Raw genomic sequence first — 24,515 nt, forward strand, 5'->3', positions numbered from 1 at the left:
CGTTTTTTTTTGCAGGTTCCACGTGGAGCATCGCGATGGCCGGATCTCCAGGTGTGGGTGAATGCCTTCCTTGAGATTGCTGGTTGCCGATTGATCCTGGCTGCCCTTCCGATGCAATCGGTGCTGAGCGATTGGAATCCAGGTTGTGAGCTTGGGCGCAGTCCAGCCGCTCTCGATCGAGTATGCCGTTCCGGGTCTTCAGCCTGATGCACGTTCCCCGAACTTGCCGGAGGGGTGAAGCAGATCGTGGGTCGCAACGCTGCGGTTGCTTCATCTGCAGACGCCACTGTCCACAGGTCTCGTTGGGGTCGGATCGGGGCCGGCCTAGCTTCTAAATCTGGGTATAAATCTAAAGCATGGTGGTGATGGTAGGCCCAGATTTCGTGGAGAAATGCATTATCTATTTGATTTTTAAGAGATTTATGCACCTGAAACCCCCTGTATAGAGGCCCCTCAGGCTGGGGGGGAACCTGTGGATAGTTTCGCAGGCCGGGCAAAAGGGCTTTTTTATCCACAGTTTGCCCATACCTTGTGTATAAGTCATACAGACCTGCTGTGGACAGCGTGAAACGGCGGGCTCGAATTCCTTGAAATCTGTGGAACCCTCCAGGGCATCGCATCGTAGATTTCAAGAAATCTGCGCGGTGTTCGCGCAAACCACCGTCGGGGCACCTGGCGATGCTCGCGGAATGAGGCTGAAATCGCTGAAATCTGAGGGCCGGTACCCTGCGCCGCCGCTCAGAATTCAAGGATTCCCGGGCGTATCCAGACCCAGGCGAGCCCAGGTGAGGGAGCGCCACCACGTGGAACACGCGTAGGGTTGCCAGGCGGAGGCTTCAGCACAGTGGCGATGTCTGGCGCGGCACGGCTGGCTTGACCGATGCAGTAAGCTGATGGATTCCCTGCCCCTCTACCGCCTTGTGCGGATGGTCTTTCGCGCCCCATGCAGATCCGCCGCCTCGCCTTGCATCAACTGCGTCGTTTCAGTGCGGTGGACCTGTCGCCCCAGCCGGGATTGAACCTGCTGACCGGCGACAACGGTGCCGGCAAGACCAGCGTGCTCGAAGCCCTGCACTTGATGGCCTATGGCCGCAGCTTCCGTGGCCGGGTGCGCGACGGTCTGGTACGCCAGGGCCAGGAAGCGCTGGAAATCTTCGTGGAATGGGACGAACAGCGTGCCCATCACCCGCCCCACCGCCGAAAAGCCGGCCTGCGCCACAGTGGTCAGGACTGGAAGGGGCGACTGGACGGCGAGGATGTCGCACAGCTGGGTAATCTCTGCGCAGCGCTGGCCGTGGTGACGTTCGAGCCCGGGAGCCATGCACTGGTCAGTGGTGGTGGTGAACCCCGCCGCCGCTTCCTCGATTGGGGCTTGTTCCACGTGGAACCGGATTTTCTGTCCCTGTGGCGTCGCTACTCCCGGGCGCTGAAGCAGCGCAATGCCCTGCTCAAGCAGGGCGGGCCGTCGCGGATGCTCGATACCTGGGATCACGAGCTGGCCGAGGCAGGAGAACCACTGACCAGCCGCCGCCAGCACTACCTGGAGCGTCTGCAGCAGCGCACGGTCGCCTTGGCCGCCAGCCTCGCTCCACAGCTCGGTATCCAGGGATTGGAGCTGAGCCCCGGTTGGCGGCGGCACGAGCTTCCCTTGGCCGATGCCCTGCTTCTGGCCCGGGAACGTGACCGGCAGGCCGGGTATACCTCGGTGGGCCCGCACCGCGCGGACTGGAGTGTGGATTTCCACAGCATTCCAGGTCGTGATGCGCTGTCCCGCGGCCAGGCCAAGCTGACGGCGTTGGCGTGCCTGTTGGCACAGGCGGAGGACTATGCGGAACAGCGAGGCGAATGGCCGGTGATCGCATTGGACGATCTGGCCTCGGAGCTGGATCGCACCCATCAGGCGCGGGTACTGGAGCGCCTGCTCAATGGGCCGGCACAGATCTTCATCACCGCCACCGAAACCCCGGCGGCGCTGCAGGAACTGACCCACATCGCCCGGTTCCACGTGGAACATGCACAGATCGTGGCTGTGCCATAGTGGGCACACCAGGGCCGCTCGACCCCGGCTGGTATAATTCGGGTTGGAATCCTTTCATTCTCGGCGCATCGCCCCAAGCGGTGCCCGACCTGCGGAGCCTACGGCAAGCGCAATGAGCGACGAACAGAACACCCCGGCAAACAACGGCAATTACGACGCCAACAGCATTACCGCCCTGGAAGGCCTGGAGGCTGTCCGCAAGCGTCCCGGCATGTACATCGGCGACGTGCATGACGGCACCGGTCTGCACCACATGGTGTTCGAGGTCGTCGACAACTCGATCGACGAAGCGTTGGCCGGCCACGCCGACCACGTTGCAGTGACGATCCACGCCGACGGCTCGGTCTCGGTGTCCGACAACGGCCGTGGTATTCCGACCGGCAAGCACGAGCAGATGAGCGCCAAGCTCGGTCGCGAAGTGTCTGCGGCCGAAGTGGTCATGACCGTCCTGCACGCAGGCGGCAAGTTCGACGACAACAGCTACAAGGTTTCGGGCGGCCTGCACGGCGTCGGCGTCAGCGTGGTCAACGCGCTGTCGCAGAAGCTGCTGGTGGACGTGTTCCAGAATGGCTCCCACTACCAGCAGGAATTCAGCAACGGCGCAGCCGTGACTGCGCTGGCCAAGCTGGAAGCCACCACCAAGCGCGGTACCACCGTGCGCTTCTGGCCGTCGACCGTCGCCTTCCACGACAACGTGGAATTCCACTACGACATCCTGGCACGCCGCCTGCGCGAGCTGTCGTTCCTGAACTCCGGCGTCAAGATCGTCCTTGCCGACGAGCGTGGCGACGGCCGTCGCGATGACTTCCACTACGAAGGCGGCATCCGCAGCTTCGTGGAGCATCTGGCCCAGCTGAAGACCCCGCTGCACCCGAACGTCATTTCAGTCACCGGCGAGCACAACGGCATCGTCGTGGACGTGGCGCTGCAGTGGACCGACTCCTACCAGGAGACGATGTACTGCTTCACCAACAACATTCCGCAGAAGGACGGCGGTACCCACCTGGCCGGTTTCCGCGGTGCGCTGACCCGTGTGCTCAACAACTACATCGAGCAGAACGGCATCGCCAAGCAGGCCAAGATCAACCTGACCGGCGATGACATGCGCGAAGGCATGATCGCAGTGCTGTCGGTGAAGGTGCCGGACCCGAGCTTCTCCAGCCAGACCAAGGAAAAGCTGGTCAGCTCCGACGTGCGCCCGGCGGTGGAAAACGCCTTCGGTGCGCGGCTGGAAGAGTTCCTGCAGGAAAACCCGAACGAAGCCAAGGCGATCGCCGGCAAGATCGTCGATGCCGCACGTGCACGTGAAGCCGCGCGCAAGGCCCGCGACCTGACCCGCCGCAAGGGCGCGCTGGACATCGCGGGCCTGCCGGGCAAGCTGGCCGACTGCCAGGAAAAGGATCCGGCGCTGTCCGAACTGTTCATCGTCGAGGGTGACTCGGCAGGTGGTTCGGCCAAGCAGGGCCGCAACCGCAAGAACCAGGCGGTGCTGCCGCTACGCGGCAAGATCCTCAACGTGGAACGCGCGCGTTTCGATCGCATGCTGTCCTCCGACCAGGTGGGTACGCTGATCACCGCGCTGGGCACCGGCATCGGCCGTGACGAGTACAACCCGGACAAGCTGCGTTACCACAAGATCATCATCATGACCGACGCCGACGTCGACGGCGCCCACATCCGCACTCTGCTGCTGACGTTCTTCTACCGTCAGATGCCGGAGCTGATCGAGCGTGGTTACGTCTACATCGGCCTGCCGCCGCTGTACAAGATCAAGCAGGGCAAGCAGGAGCTGTACCTGAAGGACGACCCGGCGCTGGATAGCTACCTGGCCAGCAGCGCAGTGGAAAACGCTGCACTGGTGCCGGCCACCGGCGAGCCCGGCATCGAAGGCCTGGCGCTGGAGAAGCTGCTGCTGGCCTACGCGGCGGCGCTGGATTCGATCGAGCGCAACGCACACCGCTACGACCGCAACCTGCTTGAAGCGCTGGTCGACTTCGTCCCGATGGACCTGGAAAGCCTGCGCGCTGCCGGCGAAGGCGAGGGCCTGGATGCATTGGCCAAGCGTCTCAACCAGGGCAGCCTGGGCAGCCCGCGTTTCACGCTGGAGCTGCAGGACGCCAACGACGAGCGCCCGGCCGCTGTGCTGGTGACCCGTCGCCACATGGGCGAACAGCACATCCAGGTGCTGCCGATGTCGGCCTTCGAAAGCGGCGAACTGCGCGCGATCCACCAGGCATCGAAGCTGCTGCACGGTCTGGTCCGCGAAGGCGCGACCATTTCCCGCGGTGCCAAGTCGATCGAAGTCGACAGCTTTGCCAAGGCACAGAACTGGCTGCTCGAGGAGGCCAAGCGCGGCCGCCAGATCCAGCGATTCAAGGGTCTGGGTGAAATGAATCCGGAGCAGTTGTGGGACACCACGGTGAATCCGGAAACCCGTCGACTGCTGCAGGTGCGCATCGAAGATGCTGTCGCTGCCGACCAGATTTTCAGCACGCTGATGGGCGATGTCGTCGAACCGCGTCGCGACTTCATCGAAGACAACGCGCTGAAGGTCGCAAACCTGGATATCTGACACAATCGGGACACGGCCGGTGCGCGGGGAGGCGCGCCGGCCTTCGACTCTTGAACGCAGGTACCTGATGTCCGCATCCGCCCCGGTTTCCGCTCCGCCCCCGGTTCCGCCGGCTTCTGCCGCGCCGCGTGCCGTTTCGCCGTTGGCGGGGTTTTTCATCGACCTGGGTATCGCCGCTGTCACCCTGTTCGGCCTGAGCCTGATCAGCGGCCTGCTATGGGGCCTGTACCGTGGCGTGGTGGTTGGTTACGCGAACGCGCAGGCCAGCGCTGGCGCCCCCGACGCCAGTTCGGTAGCGGCATCACTGGGCCAGCCGGGCGCGCTTGCGCAGATTCTCATGGCGCTGTTTGCCACCGGCGGCGCCGCGCTGCTGCTGTACTTCTGGCGACGGCCGGCCAATGCCGCCGAGCGCCACGCGTCGCGCCAGGCGCTGCGCCGTCCCTCCACCTGGGGCTGGACCCTGCTGGTGGCGACTCTGATCGTGCTCGGCAGCAATGGCATCGCCTTCCTGGCCAAGCAGTTCGGCATCGAGCCGGTTCCCACCAATCTGGCGCTGATGCAGAGCGCGATCGCGCGCTTCCCGTTGTTCCTGGTGCTGTTCGCGGTGGTACTGGCACCGGCCTACGAGGAGCTGCTGTTCCGCCGCGTGCTGTTTGGCCGCCTGTGGAAGGCCGGGCGCCCGTGGCTGGGCGTGGTACTGAGCAGCCTTGCTTTCGCCCTGATCCATGAAATCCCTGGCACCAGTGCCAACGGCCCGGCCGAGATCGCGCAGCTGTGGTTGGTCTATGGCGGCATGGGGGCCGCGTTCTGCTGGTTGTACCAGCGCACCGGCACGCTCTGGGCCGCGATCACCGCGCACGCGCTGAACAACGGCGTGGCGCTTGCCGCGCTTGTGTTCTTCGGGGCAACGTAACGCCGTGTCCGCTTGACGAAAGATTAAGCCGCTACGCTACACACTGCGCATATGAACACGGGGGTGGATCCATGAAACAACTGCTGCTGGCCCTTGTCATCACCACCCTGGTCAGCGCCTGCGCGACCACGACCTCCCCTACCGGCCGTCGGCAGATGGTGGGCGGGGTGTCGCAGGCGCAGCTGGACCAGCTCGGCGCACAGGCGTTCGCCGAAACCAAGCAGAAGGAAAAGATCAGCACCGACGGCCGCCAGAACGGTTACGTGCAGTGCGTGGTCAACGCCCTGGTCGCGCAGCTGCCGCCTCAATACCGTGGCGTACGGTGGGAGACGGCCGTGTTCGTCGACAAGGAGCCCAACGCCTTCGCCCTGCCCGGCGGCAAGGTCGGCGTGAACACCGGCATCTTCACCGTCGCCAAAAACCAGGATCAGCTGGCTGCCGTAATCGGCCATGAAATCGGCCACGTCATCGCCCGCCATCACGAAGAGCGCATCACCCGGCAGATGGGTGCGCAGACCGGGCTGGCCGTGCTCGGTGCGCTGGCCGGCGCGGCCTATGGAGAAGGCGCTGCCAGCACCGTCAACCAGCTCGGGGGCATGGGCGCGCAGACCGCCTTCCTGCTGCCCGGTTCACGCACCCAGGAAAGCGAGGCCGACGTGATCGGCCAGCGACTGATGGCCCAGGCCGGTTTCAACCCGGCGCAGGCGGTCGACCTGTGGCAGAACATGATGGCCGCCAGTGGCGGCCGCAGCCCGCAATGGCTGTCCACCCACCCCGATCCAGCCAACCGTATCCAGGAACTGCGACGCGATGCACCGGGACTGACGCCGGTCTATCAGCAGGCGCAGGCGGCCGGGCTGCGGCCAAAGTGCGGATGAGTGCGCAGTTCTATGCTGTATTGCAGCACATAAAACGATTTCTCACGCCATCTGTTTCTGATACGTTTGGCGGCTCAGATTTTTCTGACAGTCCGACTTTGCCGCTATCCGGCGGTTCGATCGAGGTGAACGATGATTTTCCGTAACCACAAAGCTGTGCTTTCCGTCCTCGTCGCGACCGCCCTGACCGGCGCCGTGGTCACCGATGCCTTCGCGCAGTCCTCGCGTTCCTCCGAGCGTGGCAACCGCGGCGGCAAGCAGGCCAAGGCCGAAGCGCTGTACCCGAACGCGACCCGCGAGGAGCCGACCGTCAAGGCATCGGCCAAGCTGGGCAGCAAGCTGCAGAAGATGATCGACAGCTACAACAAGGAAAAGTTCCCGGAGACGCGCACGCAGGCCGACGCGATCCTGGCTGACAGCGCCGCGAACGAGTACGACAAGTCGCTGGCCGCGCAGCTGGCCTCGCAGGCCGCCTACCAGACCGACGACACCCCGGCTGCCGTGGCCTACCTGAAGCAGGTCCTGCAGTTCAACGGCCTGGACAACAACGGCCACTTCCAGTCGATGCTGATGCTGGGCCAGCTGCAGCTGCAGGAAGACCAGACCGCCGAAGGCCTGGCGACCCTGGACAAGTACTTCGCCGAGAGCAAGTCGACCAAGCCGGAAGAGCTGATCGCCAAGGGCCAGGCGCTGTACCAGCTGGAGCGCTACCAGGAAGCGATCCCGGTGCTGAAGCAGGCCATCGCCGGCGCCACCGAACCGAAGGACAACTGGAACCAGCTGCTGATGGCGGCCCTCTCCGAAGCCGGCCAGTCCGGTGAAGCGGTGAAGGAAGCCGAGGCACTGGCCGCCAAGAACCCGAACGACAAGAAGGCCCAGCTGAACCTGGCCAGCATGTACATGCAGGCCGATCAGATGGAGAAGGCTGCCGCGGTGATGGACAAGCTGCGCAGCAGCGGCCAGCTCACCGAAGAGCGCGAGTACAAGCAGCTGTACTCGATCTATGCCAACACCGAACACAAGGAAAAGGACGTCATCGCGGTCATCAACGAAGGGTTGCAGAAGGGCATCCTGAAGCCGGATTACCAGGTCTACCTGGCGCTGGCCCAGTCCTACTACTACTCCGACCAGGTGCCGCAGGCGATCGATGCGTGGCAGAAGGCTGCCCCGCTGTCCAAGGACGGTGAGACCTACCTGAACCTGGCACGCGTCCTGCATGCCGAAGGTCGCATCCCGGAGGCCAAGCAGGCCGCCCAGCAGGCGCTGGCGAAGGGTGTGAAGAACCAGGCTGATGCCAAAAAAATCATCAACCTGAAGTAAGTAGGAATAACGCCTGAATGCCTGCACAGTTGATGCGCAGGCGCTCAGGATTGGTATAAGCTTGGAGGTTCCTGCGGTGTCATGCACCGCTGATCAGGGATTCCGCCCCCGGCATCCCGGCCCCACTATTGAGCTCTTGGCGCATGACGGAACAACTAGTCGTTCACCGGTACGAACAACCCGATGACAAGGGGCTGAGCTGGCCTCGCATCGTCGGCATCGCGTTTGTAATTGCCCTGCATCTGGCCGCGTTCATGATGCTCCTGATCCCCGCCGTGGCTCCCAAGGCCGTGGCTGAGAAGGAGCGCAACGTCATGGTGACGATCGTCGACGCCCCGCCGCCGCCGCCACCGCCGCCGCCGCCGCCGCCGCCGACGGATACTCCGCCGCCGCCGGTGAAGAACCTGTCGCCGCCGAAGCCGTCGCCGGTCCCGCCGCCTCCGCAGGCGCCGGTCGTGGACGTGCCGGAACCGCGCCCGAGCGATATCGTCACCCCGCCGTCGCCTCCGTCGCCGCCGGCTCCGCCGACCTCGATCGAGGCCAGCGTGGACATCTCGTCGAAGGCCATGAACCCGCCGCGCTACCCGCCGGCAGCCTTCCGCGCGGGTATCCAGGGCGAAGTGATCCTGATCATTGATGTCGATGCCAGCGGCAACGTCACCAATGTCACGGTGGAAAAGTCCAGCCGTAACCGCGACCTGGACCGTGCTGCGATGGAAGCAGCTCGCAAGTGGCGCTTCAACGCCGCTGAATCTGGCGGTAAGAAGGCGGCAGGTCGCGTTCGCGTCCCGGTCAACTTTGCGCTGAACTGATGCGTCCGGGTGGCCGCCTGGCCACCCCCGCTCCCAGTTCGATTGTTTAGCTTAGCTACACCCTTTATCACCACACACAACAAAGGTAAGCGTCATGCTGCAGGAAATTTTCATCGCCGCTGCTGCCGGGGGCAATCCGTCCAACGCCCTGTCGCAGATGGGCTTCGAGCACCTGATCCACGAAATGACCACCAAGCCGGGTGATTTCGCGGTTTCCTGGGTCGTGCTGCTGACCCTGGTCGTCATGTCGGCCATGTCCTGGTACTGGACCGTCATCAACATCTTCCGCGCCACCCGCCTGAAGAGCGCCGCTGATCGCGTCGTCAGCCTGTTCTGGGATACCCCGAACGCGCAGGACGCCATCCGTGCGATGGAAGAACAGCCGGCTTCCGAGCCGTTCTCCAAGATCGCCCTGGACGCTGCCCAGGCGGCTGCCCACCACCAGCGCGCTGAAGGCGGCGCCACCGGCGGCGTGGGTGAGAACCTGAGCCGTTCGGAGTTCGTCGACCGCGCTCTGCGTCAGGCCGTGACCCGCGAAAGCAACAAGCTGCAGTCGGGCATGACCCTGCTGGCCACCGTCGGCGCGACCGCTCCGTTCGTCGGTCTGCTGGGTACCGTGTGGGGCATCTACGGCGCGCTGATCAAGATCGGTGCCACCGGCTCCGCTTCGATCGACGCCGTTGCCGGCCCGGTGGGTGAAGCGCTGATCATGACCGCGATCGGTCTGTTCGTCGCGATCCCGGCCGTGTTCGCCTTCAACTTCTTCAGCAAGATCAACAGCGCGACCATCAGCAAGTTCGATACCTTCGCGCACGACCTGCACGACTTCTTCGCCACCGGTTCGCGCGTCCGCTAATTGCGACGCGCTGTACCCAGCGAGAACGTAGTCAACACGATCTAGACGGAGCCCGTTATGGCTTTCAGTAGTGGTAACAGCGGCGGCCCCATGGCCGACATCAACGTTACGCCCCTCGTGGACGTGATGCTGGTGCTGCTGATCATCTTCATCATCACGGCGCCCCTGATGTCCCACAAGGTCAAGGTGGATCTGCCGGAGGCCAACCTGGTCCAGAAGCCGGACGACACCAACGACCGCAAGGGCCCCATCACCCTGGCAGTCAAGGAAGATGGCTCGATCTACTGGAACGACGAAGAAATCAACAAGCAGACTCTCGAGTCGCGCTTGGCGACCGCCGCCCAGCAGACCCCGCAGCCGCCGTTGAACCTGCGTGGTGACCGCACCACCAAGATGCGTGTCATCAACGAGATGACCAAGATCGCGCAGGAACAGGGCATGCTGGACGTCGGCTTCGTCGCGACCAAAGAGAAGGGGCAGTAAGCCATGGCATTCAGTAGTGGTGGTGGCAAAGGCCCCATGGCAGACATCAACGTCACGCCCCTCGTGGACGTGATGCTGGTTCTGCTGATCATCTTCATCGTGACCGCGCCGATCATGACGTACCCGATCGCCGTGGACCTGCCGCAGCGCGTGCTCAACCCACCGCCGCAGCTGGTCGAACCGCCGCCGCCGATCGAACTCAAGATCGACGCCAGCAACCAGGTCTCGTGGAACAACAGCCCGATCAATGCGAGCGAGCTGCAGCAGCGGATGGAGAACGAGGTCCAGAAGGACCCGACCAACCAGCCGGAACTGCGCATCGATGCGAGCCCGGATTCCGAGTACGACGTGATGGCCAAGGTTCTGGCTGCCGCGAAGAACGCTCAGATGAAGAAGATCGGTTTTGTGCAGCAGTAACTGCTACACCGCAATACAACAGTCATGACGCGACTGCAGACGCCCCTGGAAACAGGGGCGTCTTTTTTTATGCCTGACGGTCTGGACCGTTATGATCGGCGGATGCTCGCCCTCTTCGACTCCCTGCGCCACTGGCTCGACGGCATCGCCCACCTTGGCACGATCCTGGCGGTCGCCTATCTGCTGTACCTGTTCGCGCTGGCGGGCTGGATCATGCTGCAGAAGCGCGAGCCGGTGGCCACGCTGAGCTGGATCCTGTCGCTGGCGCTGCTGCCCTACCTGGGTCTCTTCATCTACTACCTGCTGGGCCCGCAGAAGGTGAAGCGGCAGCGCCTGCGCCGTGGCCGTGCCCGCTCGGGCATGGAGCACTACAGCGATGTCTGCCCACCCGACGCCGACTGCACCGAGCTGGCCAAGGTCGCACAGGCCACGACCGGGCTCGCGCCGAGCAGCGCCACCGAAGTCACCTGGCTGGTGGATGGCGCGGCAACCTACGCGGCCCTGCTGGACGCCATCGCGCAGGCCCGCGATCACGTGCACCTGGAGTACTACATCTTCAACCCGGACCATGCCGGCACCGCGCTGCGCGACGCCCTGGTCGAGCGCGCCCGCGCGGGTGTGCAGGTGCGCCTGCTGCTCGACGCGGTGGGTTCGTCGGCCCTGCCCCGCCGCTTCCTGCAGCCGCTGCTCGACGCCGGTGGCGAAGCGATCTGGTTCCACCCACGGCAGCTGCTGAAGCCATTCAAGCGCCCGTGGTTGAACCTGCGTACCCACCGCAAGCTGGTGATCGTCGACGGCCGCCTCGCCTTCACCGGCGGCATCAACATCACCGACGACGAGGATGAAAGCCGCAGGGCGGATGCCTACCGCGACCTGCACATGCGCATCCGCGGCCACGTGGTGCGCAGCCTGCAGCTGGTGTTCGCCGAGGACTGGCTCTACGCCAGTGGACAGGATCCCTCGCGCATGGACATCGCGCGTCTGTGGCCAGCTGACATGCCGCTGCGCGGCGATGGTGCGATCAACGCCCAGGTGCTGGTCTCCGGCCCGGACTCGGGCTGGGAAACGATCCATCGCCTGCATGTGGCGGCGATCCAGGAAGCGCACGAGCGCGTCTGGCTGGTCACGCCCTACTTCGTGCCGGGCGAAGCGGCGCGGATGGCACTGACCTCGGCCGCGCTGGGCGGGCTGGACGTGCGCCTGCTGGTGCCGAAGATGAGCGATTCCTGGTTCGTCACCCAGGCCGCCCGCTCCTACTTCGACGAGCTGCTGCATGCCGGGGTGAAGATCTACGAGTACGGCCCACGCATGCTGCATACCAAGGCCTTCATCGCCGATGACGACGTCTGCATCGTCGGCAGTGCCAACTTCGATCACCGCAGCTTCCGGCTGAACTTCGAGCTGTCGATGATGATCAGCGACCGTGACCGGGTGGCTGCGCTGGCCGAACTGCTGCAGGGCGAATTCGACCGTTCCGCGCGGGTGCACGACCAGGCCGGTCGTTCGCTGTGGCTGCACCGCCTGCCCGAGGCCTTCGCCCGGCTGGCCTCGCCGCTGCTCTGACGCAGCGCTACACTGCGCCGATCATCCGGGGAGCCCGACTATGTACTGGTTGTACCTGCTGCTGGCGCTGGGCTGTTTCGCCTTCGCGCTGAAGACCCCCAGCCCCGGGCTGATGACCCTGTGCCTGCTGGCCGCCCTCGCCTTCCTGCTGGCCTGGGTACGCGGCCGCTATGTGGCCCGTTTCGGTGATCCACAGCGCGATCCGTCCACACTGGTCGATGCCGAAGAACTGCGCCGCCTGCGCGAACAGGCCCAGGCCCGCCGCGGTGACGACCCCAACGATCACGATCCATCCCCTCTTTCCAAGTAGTTTCGTTCCATGACCCAGCTCAGCGTCAACGTCAACAAGATCGCCGTCCTGCGCAATTCGCGCGGCGGTGCCGAACCGGACGTGGTACGCGCCGCCCAGGCCTGCCTGGATGCCGGCGCGCACGGCATCACCGTGCATCCGCGACCGGACCGTCGCCACATCACCGCCGAGGACGTGCTGGCCCTGTCCACGCTGACCCGTGCGCGTGGGGTGGAGTTCAACATCGAAGGCAATCCGTTCGCACCGCCGCGCGAGGGTTATCCGGGGCTGCTGCCGCTGTGTGCACAGACCCGTCCGGCGCAGGCTACCCTGGTGCCTGACAGCGACGGCCAGATCACCTCCGATCATGGTTTCGACTTCGAGCGGGATGCCGAACGACTGCGCCCGCTGATTGCCGAACTGAAAGCGATGGGTTGCCGGGTCAGCCTGTTCGTCGATGCCGGCAACCCGTTGCTGGAGCAGGCGGCCGAAGTGGGTGCGGACCGCATCGAGCTGTATACCGGGCCCTATGCGGAGGCGCATGCGGCTGGTGATGCTGACGCGATGCTGGCGCTGTTCGCCACTGCCGCACGCCGTGCACAGGCCGTTGGCCTGGGCGTGAACGCCGGCCACGATCTGTCGCAGGACAACCTGCGCGATTTCCTGGCCAACGTGCCGGACGTGCTGGAGGTGTCGATCGGCCACGCGCTGATCGGTGAGGCGCTGTACGACGGGCTGGACGCCACGGTGCGCGGGTACCTGGCGCTGCTCTGACCCCTCCCCTGTAGCATCGAGCCCTGCTCGACTTCGGTCTTGGGCCACCTTGGGTGGGAGTCGAGCACGGCTCGACTCTACGGGGGCGCTGAACCCTTCAGGCGGCCGTCGCAGCCACTGAGACGGCCGCGACGTACCCTGCCGCAATGGGTATTGCGATCAAGGGCCGAGGTTCCACGTCCCACCTTGCCGGGCGCTTTGAAAGCACTGTCAGCGAGGCGGTGGACGACGGCTGGGCGGTCGACGAGAGCGAGGAGTTCCTTGCCCCTCGCCTGCGTACCGAAGTGCGTGCCGAGACCGCGCGCAGCATCATCAGCCGCAACACCTCGCCGGACGTCGGCTTCAGCCAGTCGGTCAATCCGTATCGCGGCTGCGAGCATGGATGCTCATACTGCTTTGCACGCCCCTCGCATGCCTATCTGAACCTGTCGCCGGGCCTGGATTTCGAAACCAAGCTGTTCGCCAAGACCAATGCGCCGCAGCTGCTGCGCAAGGAGCTGTCGAAGCCGGGCTACGTGCCGCAGCCGATCGCGCTGGGCATCAACACCGACGCGTATCAGCCGATCGAGCGCAAGTTCAAACTCACCCGCCAACTGATCGAAGTGATGCTGGAGACCAAGCATCCTTTCTCGCTGATCACCAAGAACGCACTGGTCGAGCGCGATATCGACCTGCTTGCACCGCTGGCGGCGGAGAACCTGGTCAGCGTGCATTTCTCGGTGACCTCGCTGGACCCGCACCTCTCCGCGAAGCTGGAGCCACGCGCGTCTGCACCGCATGCGCGGCTGCGCGCGATGAAGCGCCTGCATGAAGCCGGTATTCCGGTGGGCGTGATGGTGGCGCCGGTGATTCCGTGGATCAACGACAGCGAACTGGAAGCCGTGCTGGAGGCTGCACACGATGCCGGTGCCAGCACCGCCGGTTATGTGCTGCTGCGCCTGCCGCTGGAAGTGGCACCGCTGTTCCGCGAGTGGCTGGACACCCATCATCCAGATCGCGCCGCACATGTGATGAGTACCATCCAGCAGCTGCGCGGCGGCAAGGACTACGACAGCCAGTTCGGCACGCGCATGCGGGGCCAGGGCGTGTATGCCGATCTGTTGAACAACCGCTTCAAGCTGGCGCGCAAACGTCTGGGCTTCAATGCGCAGAACAGCCATTGGCCGAAGCTGGATTGCAGCCGGTTCCAGAAGCCGCTGCCGCCGAAGAAGGATTCGCCGCAGGGTTCGTTGTTCTGAGTAGAGTCGAGCTTGCTCGACTGGAGACGGAAAAGCAGTCGAGCAAGCTCGACTCTACCCTCCAAACAACTTCTGCGCACTCTGGAACAGGATGCCCCGGGTCGCGGTGAACTAGTGCCCCCCCAGCTGGTCGCGATGAACTTGTCCCCACCCTGCGGCCGGTTGCCACGATGCGTGTGGGTGAACGCAGTCGGCGCAATCAGCAGGCTGCCGGTGCGCGGCGCGATCTTCCGCCCCTGGAACAGGAACTCGGTTTCGCCCTCTTCGAAGTCGTCGTTGAGGTACAGCGTCCACAGCACGTGCCGGTGCAGGGTCTCGGCCTGCGCATCCTTCGGGTACAGCTCGCAATGCCAGTACGGGTAGCCGCCCTCGCCTGCCGCATACCACTGCAGGTTGATCGCACCCGGGCGCAGGCAGGTGCGGGCCAGATCGGCCAGCTGCTGCTGCGGCATGTCGGGGAAGTCCTCGGCAGACAGGCGTCGCGGTTGGCCGTTGCTGTCCTGGATCTGCAACATCAGCGGCGCAATCAACGCCTGTGGATAACGGCGTAGATAAGTCAGCAGGCCGTTGAACACCGCGATCTGCAGCTGCTGATCGACATCCTGCCAGCCGTCCAGGCCACTGATGCGCAGATCCTTGCTGTGCTTGAGTTCCGGGAACACGCCACTGCCCACCGCACCGGGCTGCAGGCCACGCGTAGCGCGCAGGCGCTCAACGATGGCCGCGCAGACCTCGCTGGGGACGGCGTTGTGGATGACTTCGATGAAATCGACCGGGCCCTGCTCGTGCATGCGTGCATTCCTTAGGCGGCAACGGCTTGATGGTGCCGTTTGCCGCCCTCGGTGTCACCCCACGGTCATGTCATCGAACTGCCATGACCGCTGTCAGGCGATAGGCCGTCAGCCCTGCGCGTCGTCGTGTGCGTGGTGGTAGCGCACGGCTTCAGCCACTTCCTCGCGCGAACCCAGGAACACCGGCACGCGCTGGTGCAGCTGGTCGGGCTGGATGTCGAGGATGCGCTCGCGGCCGGTCCAGGCAGCGCCACCGGCCTGTTCGACCAGCAGGCCCATCGGGTTGGCTTCGTACATCAGGCGCAGCTTGCCGGCCTTGGACGGATCCTTCTTGTCCCACGGGTAGATGAAGATGCCGCCGCGGGTCAGGATGCGATGCACGTCGGCGACCATGCTGGCGATCCAGCGCATGTTGAAGTTCTTGCCGCGCGCGCCTTCCTTGCCCGCCAGCAGATCACCGACATAGGCCTGCATCGGCGCTTCCCAGTGACGCTGGTTGGACATGTTGATGGCGAATTCCTGGGTGGCCGCCGGAATCTGCATGTTCTCGGTGGTCAGCACGAACTCGCCCTTCTCGCGGTCCAGGGTGAAGGCATGGGTACCGTGGCCGACGGTCAGCACCAGCTGGGTGCTGGGCCCGTAGATGCAGTAGCCGGCGGCAATCTGCTTGCTGCCCGGCTGCAGGAAGGCGTCATCGCCCGGCAGTTCGACGTTGGTCGGGCAGCGCAGCACCGAGAAGATGGTGCCGACGGAGACGTTGACGTCGATGTTGGAGCTGCCATCGAGGGGATCGAACAGCAGCAGGAAATCGCCGCGCGGATAGATGTCCGGCACCGGCTGGCTGTGGTCCATTTCCTCCGAGGCGCAGGCGGCGAGGTGGCCGCCCCAGGCGTTGGCTTCGAGCAGGATCTCGTTGCTGATCACATCCAGCTTCTTCTGCGCTTCCCCCTGCACGTTGCCGGTACCGGCGTCGCCGAGCACGCCACCGAGGGCGCCCTTGCTGACGGCGATGGAGATGCTGGTGCAGGCGCGGGCGACGACCGCGATCAGCTGGCGCAGGTCGGCATTGATGCGGCCGGCGTGCTGTTCCTGGATCAGGAAGCGGGTCAACGAAGTACGGGACATGAGCGGGCAGGTCTCGGCAGCGGGAAAACGCCTATTGTCGCCCGTATGGCGGGGCCGTGCGTGAGCGCGGGAAGGCGTAATCGTTTCCAGATGCGTTGCGCTGTCGGCGCACTCCTTCATGGAGGCGCAGGGCGAGGCACACCGTGACCAGGACACGCCGTAAACCCCCCTCCGGGGTCCGGCCCAGCCGCTGGCGGCAGGGCGTTCGGGCGCTTGCGAAGCAGTGCTTCGCAGGCAAAGCGCCCTCACCCATGGGGGCTCGATCGGCGCATCCATGCGCCTCACGGTCCTGGCCACGGTGTGCCTCGCCCTGCGCTTCAGGGTTCGCCGCGAGCGCGGAGAGTGTGGCAAAGGCAAAGCAGGAGCAAAAACAAAGGCGCCTTTCGGCGCCTTTGTCTTCAAACCACTGGAGCACTGTTTCAGCCCTTGGCCACAGTGGCCACGGCCTTGGCGACGTACTCCAGGTTGTTCTGGTTCAGCGCGGCCACGCAGATGCGGCCGGTGCCGACGGCGTAGATGCCGAACTCGTCGCGCAGGCGTTCGACCTGCTCACGGCTCAGGCCGGAGTAGGAGAACATGCCGGCCTGCTCGTTGATGAAGCCGAACTGCGGGGCACCGGCAGCGGCCAGCTTCTCCACCAGGCCCTGGCGCAGGGCGTGGATGCGCTCGCGCATCTCGGTCAGCTCCTGCTCCCACATCGCGCGCAGTTCCGGGTTGGTCAGCACGCCGGCCACCAGCGCGGCACCGTGGGTGGACGGGCTGGAGTAGATGGTGCGGATCACGCGCTTGACCTGCGACTGCACGGCCTTGGCGTCAGCGGCGGTCGGCGCCACCATCGACAGCGCACCCACGCGCTCGCCGTACAGCGAGAACGACTTGGAGTACGAGTTGGCGACGATGAAGCTGTCGATGCCGGCTTCGGCGATGATGCGCACGGCGGCGCCGTCCTGCTCGATGCCCTTGTCGAAGCCCTGGTAGGCCATGTCGATGAAGGGGAACAGCTGCTTCTCCTTCAGCAGCTGCGCGACCTGCTTCCACTGGGTGACCGTGAGGTCAGCGCCGGTCGGGTTGTGGCAGCAGGCATGCAGCAACACCACGGTGCCGGCTTCCAGCTTGCCCAGGTCGGCCAGCAGGCCGTCGAAGTTGACGCCGTGGGTGGTCGGGTCGAAATAGGTGTAGTCCACCACCTCGAAGCCGGCCGCGCTGAACACGGCGCGGTGGTTTTCCCAGCTGGGGTTGCTCAGCGCAACGGTGGCGTGCGGCAGCAGCTTCTTCAGCACGTCGGCGCCGACGCGCAGCGCACCGCTGCCACCGACGGTCTGTGCGGTGGTGACGCGGCCGGCGGCCAGCAGCGGCGAGTCCTTGCCGAACACCAGCTCGCGCGTGGCCTGCGTGTACGCCGGCAGGCCATCGATCGGCAGGTAGCCGCGCGGTTTGGCTTCAGCGGCGAGCTGCTGCTCGATCTGCTTGACGGCGCGCAGCAGCGGAATGCGGCCGCTCTCGTCGTAGTAGATGCCCACACCCAGGTTGACCTTGGTCGGGCGGCTGTCGGCGTTGTACGCCTCGGTCAGGCCCAGGATCGGGTCGCCTGGGACCAGTTCCACGTTTGCAAAGAAGGACACGGCGGTACTCGTTCGGTAGACGGAAAGGGGGAGGAATTGCGCCACGCGGTCTGCGGCTTTTCGGCCGGAAACGGCCCATCGTAACAAAGCCTGCCGGGGCTGGCCGCCGCCATCGTCATCCACGGCCCCGTACCATGGCGTGCGTTGCCGCCCGATCCATCAACCTGAATCATGAATCCTGCCGCACGACGCCGTTGCCTGCCGCTGTCCGCCCTGCTGCTGTCGCCCTGGGCGGCCATGGCCGAGCCTGCGCCCACCGCCCTGCCCGCCGTGCAGGTGCAGGTGGCGCGGGTGCCGGGTATCGACCCGTTCGCGCTGCCGGCCAGCCTGGACACCGTCTGGATCGACGCCAGCCGCGCGGGCACCGGCGCGCAGCTGTCCGAGGCGCTGGCCGGCGTACCGGGACTAGTGGCGCGCGACCGGCAGAACTTCGCCCAGGACACGCAGCTGTCGATCCGTGGCTTCGGCGCGCGCTCGACCTTTGGTGTGCGCGGGGTACGGGTGTTGATCGACGGGGTGCCGGCGACCATGCCCGATGGCCAGGGCCAGCTGTCGCACGCCAGCTTGTTGGGCGCCGAACGCATCGAGGTGCTGCGCGGGCCGTTCTCGGCGCTGTACGGCAATTCCTCCGGCGGCGTGCTGCAGGTCTGGAGCGCGCAGGGCCGGGCCGGCGACCCGTGGCGGCTGCGCGTGAACGCCGGCGCCGACAACACGCTCAGTGTCGGCGCGCAACTGAAGGGTGCCGGCCAAGCGCTGGACTACAACATCGCCGCCAATCACTTCCGCACCGATGGCTGGCGGGACCATAGCCGCGCGCGCCGTGAATCGCTCAACGCACGTATTGGTGGTGATCTGGGCGGTGGACGGCTCGAGCTGCTGCTCAACGCGCTCGATGCCCCCGATGCGCAGGATCCGCTGGGCCTGAGCCGTGCCCAGGTGGCGGCCGATCCGCGCCAGGCCACGGCAGTGGCTCACCAGTACAACACCCGCAAATCGGTGCGCCAGCAGCAGGCTGGGTTGCGTTGGACCCGGGAAACCGACACCCAGCGCTGGCAGCTGATGGGCTATGCCGGGCAGCGTGAGGTCACCCAGTACCTGCCGATTCCGCCGACCGCACAGGTCAACCCGTTGCATGCGGGCGGCGTGATCGATCTGGACGCGGGCTACGGCGGACTGGACGCGCGCTGGGGCTGGCATGGCGACCTCGCCGGCCGACCGTTGGACCTGGTGGCCGGGCTCAGTGCGGACCGCCAGCGCCAGCACCGCACCGGCTACGAGAACTTCATCGGCAGCACCCTGGGCGTGCGTGGGCGCCTGCGTCGTGACCAGATCGACGTCGTGCAGAACGTGGACCAGTTCGCCCAGGCCTGGTGGCAGTGGAGCCCGCGCTGGTCGCTGCTGGCTGGGCTGCGCCACAGCGCCTTGCGATTCGAATCGAATGACCGCTACATCACCGGGCGCAATCCGGACGACAGCGGCCACCGTCGCTATCAGGCAACCACGCCGGTGGCAGGTGTCAGCTTCGAGGCCAGCCCGCAGTGGCGGCTGCACGCCGCCGTGGGCCGGGGCTTCGAGACGCCTACCTTCAATGAGCTGGGGTATCGCGCCGACGGCCAGGCGGGATTGGCACTGGATCTGGCGGCCGCGCGCAGCCGCAATCTGGAGATAGGCAGCAAATGGCGCGCACAGGACGGAACCCAGCTTGATATCAGCCTGTTCCGCGCAGATACCGACGATGAGCTGGCAGTTGCCAGCAACTCTGGTGGGCGCAGCACCTATCGCAACATCGGCCGCACCCGCCGCCAAGGTGTGGAACTGCAGTACCGACAGCCGCTGGCCGAGCAGCTGGAACTGCAGCTGGCATGGACATGGCTGCAGGCGCAGGTGCGCTCGCCGTACCTGACCTCGAACAGCGTGGTCGCCGCGGGCAGCCGCCTGCCCGGTGTGCCGCGCCAGCAGGCCTTCGCCAGGCTGCAGTGGACCCCCGCCGACTGGCAGTGGGCGCTGGAAGCCTCGGCCAGTAGCGATACCGTGGTCAACGACGTGGCGACCGAACGCGCGCCCGGTTTCGCCCTGCTGCATCTGGAAGGCGGGCGTCGCTGGAACCTGCCGGGTGGCGAGCTGCGCGCCTTCGCACGGTTGGAGAACGTGCTGGACCAGGCCTACATCGGCTCGGTGATCGTCAATGACGGCAATGGCCGCTTCTACGAGCCGGGACCGGGACGGCGGGCCAACGTCGGCCTGCAGTGGTCGTGGCGCTGAAGTGGTAGTGCCGGCCGCTGGCCGGCATCGCGCGGTGCAGGACGTCAGGAGGTTGCCGGCCAGCGGCCGGCGCTACCGTCAGTCGGGGGCCTTGGCCGGCACGAACGGCGAGGTCGGGTCGCTGGCCGGGAAGGTCTCCTCCAGCGCCTCATCCTGGTTGTCGCTGGCGCGCTGCTTGCGCTCACGCCGCTTGAGCGGGCTTTCCTGGCCGCCACGATGGCGGTCGCCGCCGTCCTTGCGGTCCAGCGCGGCCTGTTCAGACTCGTGCTTCACTGGCAGATGCTCTCCGGCATGCTCGGCATCGAAGAACGGTGCACCGGTGCCGCGGTAGTCGGCATTGTCGGCATCGCGCTTGCCGCGCTGCTCGCCGGGAATGGGCGGGTGGTTTTCGCGCAGCGGGTCTCGTGAGGTCTCTCGGCTCATGGTCTGGTACCTGCACTCGGGGACTCCCACTACACCGCCCTGCAGGTAAAGCCGCTGCGAACCTGGCGTCATGAACATCTCGCTCACCCCCCGGTAACGGGACCGCGCGTATTCCTGCCCACCCGCCCCCGCTGCAGGAGCCGGCCATGCCCCGTCTTGAACGACCCGCACCGTCCGTGTTCAACGCCCTGCTCGATCCGCTCGGCCAACGCACCGCGCAGCGCCGCACGCGCCGCCAGGAAGATCCGCAGGCGGTGGCGCAGGACTACCTGCAGTACATGCTCAGTGACTACGAAGAGCGCCGAGGCCACAGCCACCGCAACTGGCGCGATCTGTGCCCGGTGTATGCCTTCGCGCTGACCACGCATGCCGCCGACTGGCCGCGCGGTGATGCCGCCGATACCTGCGAGGAACTGGCCGAGCATTGGGAGCAGATGCGCGGGCAGTCGCGGTTGAGCTGGTCGCAGGCGAGGCCGGTGGTGGAGGACGCCTGGCGCGCACTGGACCATATTCCGGCGGCGGCGGTGAGGCCGTTGCTGCAGTAGTGCCGGCCGCTGGCCGGAAACCCAGGAAACTTCAGTCCGCGAGCCTCAGCCGGCCAGCGGCCGGCACTACCGTAGAACCCACGTGCACGGCATGGACACGGCTGGTTTACGCCCTCCGGCCCACGCTGGGCACCCTGCCCCGCCAAAGGTGCGCCCATGGCCCGCCCGATCTGGACCGGCACGTTGTCGTTTGGCCTGCTCAACGTGCCGGTGTCACTGATGTCCGGCGAACGCAAGGTCGATCTGCAGTTCCGCATGCTCGACTCCCGCGATCGCAAGCCGATCCGTTTCGAACGGGTCAACGCCGACACCGGTGAGGAAGTGCCCTGGAAGGACATCGTCAAAGCCTATGAGTACGACAAGGGCAGTTATGTCGTGCTGGAGGAAGGTGATATCCGTTCGGCGGCGCCGGAAAGCCACGAAGCGGTGGAGGTGGAATCGTTCGTGGATGCGGCGCAGATCGACCCACGCTACTACGAGAAACCGTATCTGCTGGTGCCCGGCAAGAAGGCCGAAAAGGGCTATGTGCTGCTGCGCGAAACGCTGCGCAGTACCGGCAAGGTGGGCATCGCGCGGGTGGTGGTGCGCACGCGCGAATACCTGTGCGCGGTGATGCCGCATGAGGACGCGCTGGTGTTGATGATCCTGCGCTATCCGCAGGAGCTGGTGGATCCCGAGGACTACAAGCTGCCCACCGGAAAACTGTCCGACTATCGCATCACCAGCAAGGAAACGGCGATGGCCGAACAGCTGATCGAGTCAATGGCCGGTGACTGGGATCCTTCGGATTATCACGATGAGTTCCGCGAGCGTCTGCAGCTGGTATTGAACAAGCGCATCAAATCCAAGGGCGGCACTACCCGGGTGGAAGACGAGCCCGCACCGCGTGAAGATGCCACCACCAATGTGGTGGATTTCATGGCGTTGCTTCAGAAGAGCCTGGACGCCAACAAGCGCACGCCGGCGAAGAAGACGGCAATGCGCAAGGCACCGGCGAAGAAGGCTGCGAAGAAGGCTGCGAAGAAGGCCGCCAAAAAGGCCGTAAAGAAGACCACGCGGCGCAAGGCAGGTTGAACCATGTCGCTGCACCAGTACCGGCGCAAGCGCAGACTGGGTGGTGGCGCCGGGCGGACGCCGGAGCCTGACGACACGCCCGCACGCGGGAATCCGAAGCGGCGGCCGACCTTCGTCATCCAGCTGCATCACGCAAGCTCGCGTCACTATGACTTCCGCCTGGAAATGGACGGCGTACTGAAGAGCTGGGCCGTGCCCAAGGGGCCTTCGCTGCGCGTCGGTGAGAAGCGGCTGGCCGTGGAGGTGGAAGATCACCCGTTGTCCTACGCCGGTTTCGAAGGAGACATTCCTGAAGGCCACTATGGCGCTGGCCACGTGGATGTCTTCGATCACGGCACCTGGGCCTGTGAAGGTGATCCACTGCAGGCGCTGGCGGCTGGAAAGATCGACTTCGTGCTGCACGGGCAACGCCTGGCCGGTGGGTGGAAGCTGGTGCGTACGGCAATGAAAGGGCGTCAGGTGCAGTGGCTGCTGATAAAGCGCGACGACGGCGAAGCGCGCGACGCGGAGGCGGATGACCTGCTGACGGCACCCACGCCGAAACGAGCATCTGCGGCGAAGAAGCGTTCCACAGCGAAGGCGGCGCGTGCTGCACCCGTCGCACGCACGACCACGCGCAAGGCCGATGCGCGTTGGCATGCACGCGCGCTGCAACTGCACGGCGCACGTGATACGCCCTATCCCCTTGGGTTCAAACCGCAGTTGACCGATCATCGCGACAGTGCCCCCGACGGCGAGCGCTGGCTGCACGAGATCAAGTGGGACGGCTATCGTCTGCTGGCCGATCTGCACAATGGCGAGGTGAAACTCCGCTCGCGCAACGGCCTGGACTGGACGGCCGATTTTCCCGAGGTCGCGCAGGCCGTGCTGGCGCTGCCGGTGCGCGATGCGCGCCTGGATGGCGAGCTGGTGGTTCTGGACAAGGAAGGACGCAGCGATTTCGCAGCACTGCAGCGCGTGATCGATGGAAGCTCGAAGCAACCGTTGCGTTACATCGTGTTCGATCTTCCGGGTGTGGCCGGCGTGGACATCAGTCGTGCGCCGTTGCTGGAACGCAAGGCGCTGCTGAAGGATCTCATCGGGCCGGCGCCCGGCACACTGGCCTTCAGCGAACACGTGGTCGACCATGGGCCGCAGGTGTTCGATGCCAGCGGCGAGGCCGGCTTCGAAGGCATCGTCAGCAAGCAGGTGGATGCGCCGTACGTAAACACCCGCGCGCGCAGCTGGGTGAAGGTGAAGCACGAAGACACCGACGAGTTCGTGATCGTCGGCTATACGGCACCCAAGGGTTCCCGGGTGGGATTCGGCTCGCTGCTTCTGGCCACGCCGGACAAGGCCGGGCTGCGCTATGTGGGCCGCGTGGGTACCGGCTTCGACGACGAGCGCCTGCGCGCGCTGCTCAAGGCACTGCAGCCTTTGGCAGTGAAGACGCCGGTGCTGCAGCTGCCGGCGCATGTGCCGTTCCGCGCCGCCAGCGTACGCTGGGTGAAACCGGTGACGGTGGCGGAGGTGGCGTTCCGTGGCTGGGGCAAGGAAGGCCTGCTGCGCCAGGCCAGTTTCAAGCGGCTGCGCAGCGACAAGCAGGAGGAGGACCTGGGAATGAGCACCGCAGATGCCGAACCCGGAGGTGAGGTCCAGATCACCCATCCTGAGCGGGTGGTGTTTCCAAAGCAGAAACTGAGCAAGGGCGACGTGGCCGACTACTACCAGCGCATGGCGCGCTGGATCCTGCCCGAACTTGGCGGACGTCCGCTGTCATTGCTGCGCTGCCCGGACGGCGTGGGCAAGGCCTGCTTCTTCCAGAAGCATCATGGCCCCGGCCTGGGCGATGCGGTACATGCGGTGCCCCTCCTGCAGAAGAGCGGCCGCGAGGATTACGTCTACATCGACGATGCGCGGGGCCTGCTGCAACTGGTGCAGATGAACACGCTGGAGCTGCATCCCTGGGGTGCGACCGTGGCCGACCCGGAGCATCCGGATCGACTGGTGTTCGATCTCGACCCTGGTGAGGGCGTCAGCTGGGCACAGGTGAAAGCCGGTGCGCGCGACGTGCGTGACCGCCTGCAGCAGGTGGGTCTGGAGAGCTTCGTACGCCTGTCTGGCGGCAAGGGGGTGCACGTGGTGGTACCACTGCAGCCCAAGGCTGGCTGGGGCGAAGCCAAGGCATTCTGCGAGGCGTTCGCACAGGCGATGGCGGAGCAGGCGCCGGACCGCTACGTGGCGACGATGAGCAAGGCGAAGCGCAATGGCGTCATCTTCATCGACTGGCTGCGCAACACCCGAGGCGCCACCAGCGTGTGCTCGTGGTCGCTGCGTGCACGCGATTCTGGCGGCGTGGCGGTGCCGCTGCGCTGGGAAGAACTGGCGCGGGTGAGCGCGGCCGACGCGTTTCCGATGGTCAAGGCGCTGGCGCGTGCCAAGCGGCTGAAGGGGGACCCATGGCAGGGCATCGCGCGATTGAAGCAGACGCTGCCGACGCTGAAGCGGTAGTGCCGGCCGCTGGCCGGCACCTGTAGCATG

The 24,515-nt window shown here is 65.5% G+C and carries 20 protein-coding genes and 1 pseudogene; 17 read left to right on the top strand and 4 right to left on the bottom strand.

Annotated elements, in window-relative coordinates:
* Positions 1-943 precede the first annotated feature (943 nt).
* The 13 genes from recF (at position 944) to V3B48_RS15870 (ending at position 14,153) form a co-directional block, all read left to right on the top strand.
* Positions 944-2,038, top strand: a complete 1,095-nt coding sequence (gene recF, locus V3B48_RS15810) for a DNA replication/repair protein RecF (RefSeq protein WP_032128507.1) — start codon at positions 944-946, stop codon at positions 2,036-2,038.
* Between the two features lie 112 nt (positions 2,039-2,150).
* Entirely contained in the window at positions 2,151-4,610 is a 2,460-nt protein-coding gene (gyrB, locus tag V3B48_RS15815) for a DNA topoisomerase (ATP-hydrolyzing) subunit B (RefSeq protein ID WP_032128508.1), read from the top strand.
* 67 nt (positions 4,611-4,677) lie between these two features.
* The gene (locus tag V3B48_RS15820; protein WP_329894053.1) at positions 4,678-5,523 is read left to right on the top strand and encodes a CPBP family intramembrane glutamic endopeptidase; all 846 of its coding nucleotides are present in this window, start codon (positions 4,678-4,680) and stop codon (positions 5,521-5,523) included.
* Between the two features lie 71 nt (positions 5,524-5,594).
* Positions 5,595-6,401: a M48 family metallopeptidase gene (locus V3B48_RS15825; protein ID WP_032128510.1), complete on the top strand. Its 807-nt coding sequence runs from the start codon at positions 5,595-5,597 to the stop codon at positions 6,399-6,401.
* 132 nt (positions 6,402-6,533) lie between these two features.
* Positions 6,534-7,721: a tetratricopeptide repeat protein gene (locus tag V3B48_RS15830; protein ID WP_032128511.1), complete on the top strand. Its 1,188-nt coding sequence runs from the start codon at positions 6,534-6,536 to the stop codon at positions 7,719-7,721.
* Between the two features lie 254 nt (positions 7,722-7,975).
* A complete protein-coding gene (locus V3B48_RS15835) occupies positions 7,976-8,533 on the top strand; it encodes an energy transducer TonB (protein ID WP_180836271.1) in 558 nt (185 codons plus the stop codon).
* A gap of 94 nt (positions 8,534-8,627) precedes the next feature.
* A complete protein-coding gene (exbB, locus tag V3B48_RS15840; RefSeq protein WP_004132614.1) occupies positions 8,628-9,389 on the top strand; it encodes a TonB-system energizer ExbB in 762 nt (253 codons plus the stop codon).
* A 57-nt stretch (positions 9,390-9,446) separates the two neighbouring features.
* Positions 9,447-9,872 carry a biopolymer transporter ExbD gene (locus tag V3B48_RS15845; RefSeq protein WP_012509603.1) on the top strand — a complete coding sequence of 142 codons (426 nt, stop codon included), beginning with the start codon at positions 9,447-9,449 and terminating at the stop codon, positions 9,870-9,872.
* A 3-nt stretch (positions 9,873-9,875) separates the two neighbouring features.
* Entirely contained in the window at positions 9,876-10,289 is a 414-nt protein-coding gene (locus V3B48_RS15850) for a biopolymer transporter ExbD (protein WP_032129281.1), read from the top strand.
* Between the two features lie 102 nt (positions 10,290-10,391).
* Positions 10,392-11,852: a cardiolipin synthase gene (cls, locus tag V3B48_RS15855; protein WP_253143498.1), complete on the top strand. Its 1,461-nt coding sequence runs from the start codon at positions 10,392-10,394 to the stop codon at positions 11,850-11,852.
* 40 nt (positions 11,853-11,892) lie between these two features.
* Positions 11,893-12,162 (top strand): hypothetical protein, encoded by a 270-nt coding sequence (locus V3B48_RS15860; protein ID WP_032129280.1) that lies wholly within the window; start codon positions 11,893-11,895, stop codon positions 12,160-12,162.
* A 9-nt stretch (positions 12,163-12,171) separates the two neighbouring features.
* A complete protein-coding gene (locus V3B48_RS15865) occupies positions 12,172-12,915 on the top strand; it encodes a pyridoxine 5'-phosphate synthase (RefSeq protein ID WP_121504965.1) in 744 nt (247 codons plus the stop codon).
* A gap of 146 nt (positions 12,916-13,061) precedes the next feature.
* Positions 13,062-14,153 (top strand): PA0069 family radical SAM protein, encoded by a 1,092-nt coding sequence (locus V3B48_RS15870; protein ID WP_253143499.1) that lies wholly within the window; start codon positions 13,062-13,064, stop codon positions 14,151-14,153.
* 54 nt (positions 14,154-14,207) lie between these two features.
* Here V3B48_RS15870 and V3B48_RS15875 read toward each other — a convergent pair.
* From V3B48_RS15875 to V3B48_RS15885, 3 genes and pseudogenes are all read right to left on the bottom strand, one after another.
* Positions 14,208-14,944 (bottom strand): annotated as a pseudogene (locus V3B48_RS15875) (2OG-Fe(II) oxygenase).
* Between the two features lie 108 nt (positions 14,945-15,052).
* Entirely contained in the window at positions 15,053-16,069 is a 1,017-nt protein-coding gene (locus V3B48_RS15880) for a class 1 fructose-bisphosphatase (protein ID WP_014035428.1), read from the bottom strand.
* A 419-nt stretch (positions 16,070-16,488) separates the two neighbouring features.
* Entirely contained in the window at positions 16,489-17,691 is a 1,203-nt protein-coding gene (locus V3B48_RS15885) for an amino acid aminotransferase (RefSeq protein WP_049462449.1), read from the bottom strand.
* A 171-nt stretch (positions 17,692-17,862) separates the two neighbouring features.
* Between V3B48_RS15885 and V3B48_RS15890 the strand changes: the two genes are divergently transcribed.
* Entirely contained in the window at positions 17,863-19,953 is a 2,091-nt protein-coding gene (locus tag V3B48_RS15890) for a TonB-dependent receptor (protein WP_329894055.1), read from the top strand.
* 78 nt (positions 19,954-20,031) lie between these two features.
* Here V3B48_RS15890 and V3B48_RS15895 read toward each other — a convergent pair whose 3' ends face one another.
* Positions 20,032-20,376 carry a hypothetical protein gene (locus V3B48_RS15895; RefSeq protein ID WP_032129273.1) on the bottom strand — a complete coding sequence of 115 codons (345 nt, stop codon included), beginning with the start codon at positions 20,374-20,376 and terminating at the stop codon, positions 20,032-20,034.
* Positions 20,377-20,522: 146 nt separating this feature from the next.
* Between V3B48_RS15895 and V3B48_RS15900 the strand changes: the two genes are divergently transcribed.
* The 3 genes from V3B48_RS15900 (at position 20,523) to ligD (ending at position 24,485) form a co-directional block, all read left to right on the top strand.
* A complete protein-coding gene (locus V3B48_RS15900; RefSeq protein WP_253143501.1) occupies positions 20,523-20,921 on the top strand; it encodes a hypothetical protein in 399 nt (132 codons plus the stop codon).
* 156 nt (positions 20,922-21,077) lie between these two features.
* Positions 21,078-21,995 carry a Ku protein gene (locus V3B48_RS15905; protein WP_180837982.1) on the top strand — a complete coding sequence of 306 codons (918 nt, stop codon included), beginning with the start codon at positions 21,078-21,080 and terminating at the stop codon, positions 21,993-21,995.
* A gap of 3 nt (positions 21,996-21,998) precedes the next feature.
* A complete protein-coding gene (gene ligD, locus V3B48_RS15910) occupies positions 21,999-24,485 on the top strand; it encodes a DNA ligase D (RefSeq protein ID WP_329894056.1) in 2,487 nt (828 codons plus the stop codon).
* Positions 24,486-24,515 lie beyond the last annotated feature (30 nt).

Source organism: Stenotrophomonas sp. SMYL20 (genome assembly GCF_036320045.1).
Classification (GTDB): domain Bacteria; phylum Pseudomonadota; class Gammaproteobacteria; order Xanthomonadales; family Xanthomonadaceae; genus Stenotrophomonas; species Stenotrophomonas maltophilia_A.